Source organism: Bradyrhizobium sp. P5_C12, assembly GCF_054049735.1.
In genome coordinates, this window is record NZ_JBFULU010000109.1 from 1 (window position 1) to 3,603 (window position 3,603).

General features: G+C 57.9%; 4 protein-coding genes. All 4 read right to left on the reverse strand.

All coding sequences use genetic code 11. From position 1 onward, the window contains the following. Nucleotides 1–779 (reverse strand): hypothetical protein (locus ACXJMY_RS37700; protein WP_456624416.1); only part of this gene is annotated, 779 nt, incomplete at its 3' end. 20 nt (nt 780–799) lie between these two features. After that, a complete protein-coding gene (locus tag ACXJMY_RS37705; protein ID WP_456624417.1) occupies nt 800–1,615 on the reverse strand; it encodes a hypothetical protein in 816 nt (271 codons plus the stop codon). Next, the gene (locus tag ACXJMY_RS37710; protein ID WP_456624418.1) at nt 1,581–2,861 is read right to left on the reverse strand and encodes a hypothetical protein; all 1,281 of its coding nucleotides are present in this window, start codon (nt 2,859–2,861) and stop codon (nt 1,581–1,583) included. The genes ACXJMY_RS37705 and ACXJMY_RS37710 overlap by 35 nt, the downstream gene beginning before the upstream one ends. A gap of 10 nt (nt 2,862–2,871) precedes the next feature. Next, on the reverse strand, nt 2,872–3,603 hold a 732-nt coding region (locus ACXJMY_RS37715; RefSeq protein ID WP_456624419.1), incomplete at its 5' end, for a hypothetical protein.

Below are 3,603 nucleotides of genomic sequence, written 5' to 3' on the forward strand. Positions count from 1 at the left end.
CCGCGAACGGTGCGTATAGCATCCTCCTGCTCGCGTGTTGTTCGGGTAAAGAATTGTGAGCCAAGCGCCGCGTCTGGCTCGTCGGCGAAGATAACCATGGACCAATCGGACGGCCAGCAGGTATCGGATGTGCCACGCTCAGCCTCAGTTGCGGGTTTGGATGGCACTAGGCCGCGCGCTTCCCGAACTGATTGCTCGTTGGGCAAGCGGGCCGGCGCCGATGGGGGTTCGAGGAATGCGCGCACTCCCCGAATGATGTCGACTACGGAATCGCCGGCAACTTGAAATCGCGCAAGTTTGATGTCCGGGTTGGGCCGTAGCAGCTGAACCGCGCCCTCAATGTCAACCAGCGAGGTCACAACAAAATAGCGCTCCCCCCCGGGCAGCTTAACGTCAAGTTCTTCTCCCACACGGCATGACGCAATCTGACTGCCCAGGGGACTGTTTCGTGCGATAATAGATGCTTCAGGAAGGCTCGCGTTTGCTTGCGACACTCGATAGACGCCGTTTTTCACGACGTTGCCGGCGTCGTCTTCTTGCCGAACAAAAATGACGCGGCCATAACCGCGTCGGCCGACCTCTTCCAGAGCCTCATTAAGACTCAGTCTGATATTGTGCAGTTTGGCGGCGAACTCGATGTCTCCTCCGCTGCGAGTAACGGCGGGGCTATTTGCGCGGAGATCGTCATAATTCTGGCGCAGGGCGTCGCGAAGGCCATCGCTGATTCTGTCAAGAATYTGGATTTCGGTTGTCGCCTGTGTGCGCGTCAATTCTCGCATCGTTATCCCCCCTCGTTTGATTACGCCACTTTCCTTGCGTAGAAGATTAAGTTCTCGGCACGGTTTTGAAGGACGCCCGGTCGGCGCCGTTCGTAGAGTTCAAGAAGAGAGGAGCTAAGCTCGTCTTCAAGCCACATTAGATCAGCAGTCTCCGAATGGGTCCATTCGCTGGGCCTGGAGACGATCTCGCCAGCATGTGCGTGGTACGGCCATTGAAGCTGCTGCGGTCGAAGAGCGCGCTCGCCGAGCCTTACGATCTCTTGGAGAAGAGTGTCTGGAACGTGCATATCTGCCGAGGGTCTGCTTGCCGCGCGAAGAAGGACCGGCAAGGGCAACCGGTCCGGATCACATATAAATAGTCCCACGCTGAGCGCTGCGGCGCGTGCAGAAGGATCGGTCCGACTTGTGCCGCACATTGTGCACCACCATTTTTCCCGCGACGCGGTGACAACAGCCCGCTTGTAAAAATCCATGACTTTAAAATGGAATAGCGCCACGTCAGCTTTGGTGATGCCGGCGCTAGTAGCTTTGCACTCGAGAACGATAGAACCGGCCCTACTGCTTGCCGCACCATCGATCTCGTGGCTCGCGCCCGATGCCGAGGGCAGGTTGAACAGCCGTAAGCTACCTGGTCCTTGCCTGCGGCTGAAGCCGGGACGATAGAGAAGGCCTGCGACACTACGTTCCCAAGTTCTGCCGTCGAGCTTTACGCCGAGCCGAGGCGCAAATTTCGCCATCAGCCATGCATCAAGCGTGAAGTCAGCCAGCAGATCAAGGGCGCGCGACAAAGCCGTTGCTCCCTTACCGATGACCGAGGAGGAGATCGTCGATGTCATCGTCGCCGACGTGAGCCGACACCCTGCCATCGTCGTTATCTGCTCCGGCCGCATGGCCTTCGAAGTATTGACGCGCAAATGTGCCAGAGATGGTCGGCAGCGCCTGCTCGGCGGCTGCATTTAGAAGTTCGTACGCGCGGCTAAGTAGAATGCCGGGTCGCCCGTCCGAGACATCACGCAGCACTTCGACTGCGCCCAACTCGAATGGCAGAAGGTCGTCTTCGACTGGTTCGGCACGCGCATCCTGTAGATATACGCGCAAGAGTTCCTGGACTTGATCGTTGTCCTTCAGCCCACCAAGCACCACGACGGCTGCGGTATTACTCGGAGAGACCTCAAACGGTGGGAGGCGATTCTCTTCCCAGAAGCGGTCCAATACCTGGGCGGCGCGGCTGTGAAAGGTGAAAATCATGTGGAGGCGCGTAGCGTAAGGAGCGCTTTCGAGCAGGTCACGGATCCTCCCGATCTCTCGCGAGCGCTTAGGGGCCGTGACTGATCGGGTCGTGGCAAGGTCTTCGAGTTGGTCGATCATGAGGAAGAGATGGTCGATGCTGGCCGCTGCAAGCGCGGCCAAAGCAAAATCGAGATACTGCAGCCCATTGCGAAGGCGAGCCGTTGCCGAAACAGCGGCTAGTTCATTTCGGAGTGCTGTACCGCCGCCGCTTGCAAAAGCATTGATTAGTTCCGGTCGTAACGGTGCACTGGTCCCGCCGATTGCTGCCCACGCTTGCCGGATGCGTGCTGCGATCTCACTGGCATCATCGCTCCCGATTTGTGTGGCGATACGCTTCCGCGTGATGTCGAATAAGCTCTCCGTGCCGGACTCGACAGGAGTGGCAAGGTCGATAGCGGCGTTGAACAATACAGGGTAAAGCCCGGCCGCATTCAAGTTGTTCAGGTTGGAAAAGGCCGCCGCAATTGCCGGGTACGGAGGCTTCTTCGCTCCCGCCTTTTCAAGCGTTGTCTTTCCGAGATCGGTATTGATCTCCTTCACCATCTCTTGCATCAGCGTCGTCTTGCCAAAACCGGTATCAGCCCGCTGGCCCTGCGACCACAGGAATCCGATGGCTGGACCGCCACGAACACCGGCGCGGATGAACTTCCGCCGGAAGGTGTTCTCTTCCTCAGAAAAGACATCAGGACTGTAAGGCTGTTCTGCATTTTGACGACGGATTGCGTCGGGCGGGAAGGGATTGCGATCCAGTTTCCAGGCTTCTTCCATATGATCAAAAACGTCGACGGGCATGTTCGCCTCCTCAGTTCGACTTCGGGTGAATAGTAAGTTCGTAGCGCCTCGTTCCGCCACGTCTGTACAGTGGCTCGGAAGCGGGCTGATGCGTTGTGCCGAGATGTAGGCGGACCTCGACAGGGACTTCCGTCACCGCGCCATCAGATAGACGCTCGATAACGAGATCTACCAGAGCTCGCGTAACGCGGTTCCGGTACGCCACATCCGCGCGCACCTTGTAGATTGGGAGATAAGGAGCAGAGAGGGTTGTGTCAGCCAATTCCGACTGAGCCCTGTACGTCTCCACGATGGCCTTCGCGATCTCAAGCTCGTGTTGACGAAGGTCGCGGCGGCGGATCAAAACTGGAGGGCCCGGTTGCACATCCGCGGCAAGCCAGATCAAGTTAAAGCCAGTGAAGCCCGTTACGTATCGTGATTGATCAAGAACGCGGAGCTGCGATCCCCAGCTCTTCAGGATATCGATGTCGGTTGCGCCGATCGAAAGTCCGTGGGCATTCACAGCGGCGACGGCGAAAGCGTCATTGAGGACTTGCGTCAATGCTTTTCCGGTGGGCCTCGATTCGGTGTCGGCACCGAACCTCTTGCGCACAATGGAGACGATCGTCTCTTTGATTGTGCCGACATCGGTACGAATGCCAGAAGTGGTCTGCTGGGTCAGTTTCTCAGCAACAAATCCGGCCCAGTAGCTTGTGCCCTTTCCTTCTCGGCTCGCGGCTTCAACCTCACCTTCGCTTACCTC

Excerpts from the sequence above, each read along its gene's own strand:
- ACXJMY_RS37705 (WP_456624417.1), bottom strand. The coding sequence starts at position 1,615 with ATGACATCGACGATCTCCTCCTCGGTCATCGGTAAGGGAGCAACGGCT.
- ACXJMY_RS37710 (WP_456624418.1), bottom strand. The coding sequence starts at position 2,861 with ATGCCCGTCGACGTTTTTGATCATATGGAAGAAGCCTGGAAACTGGAT.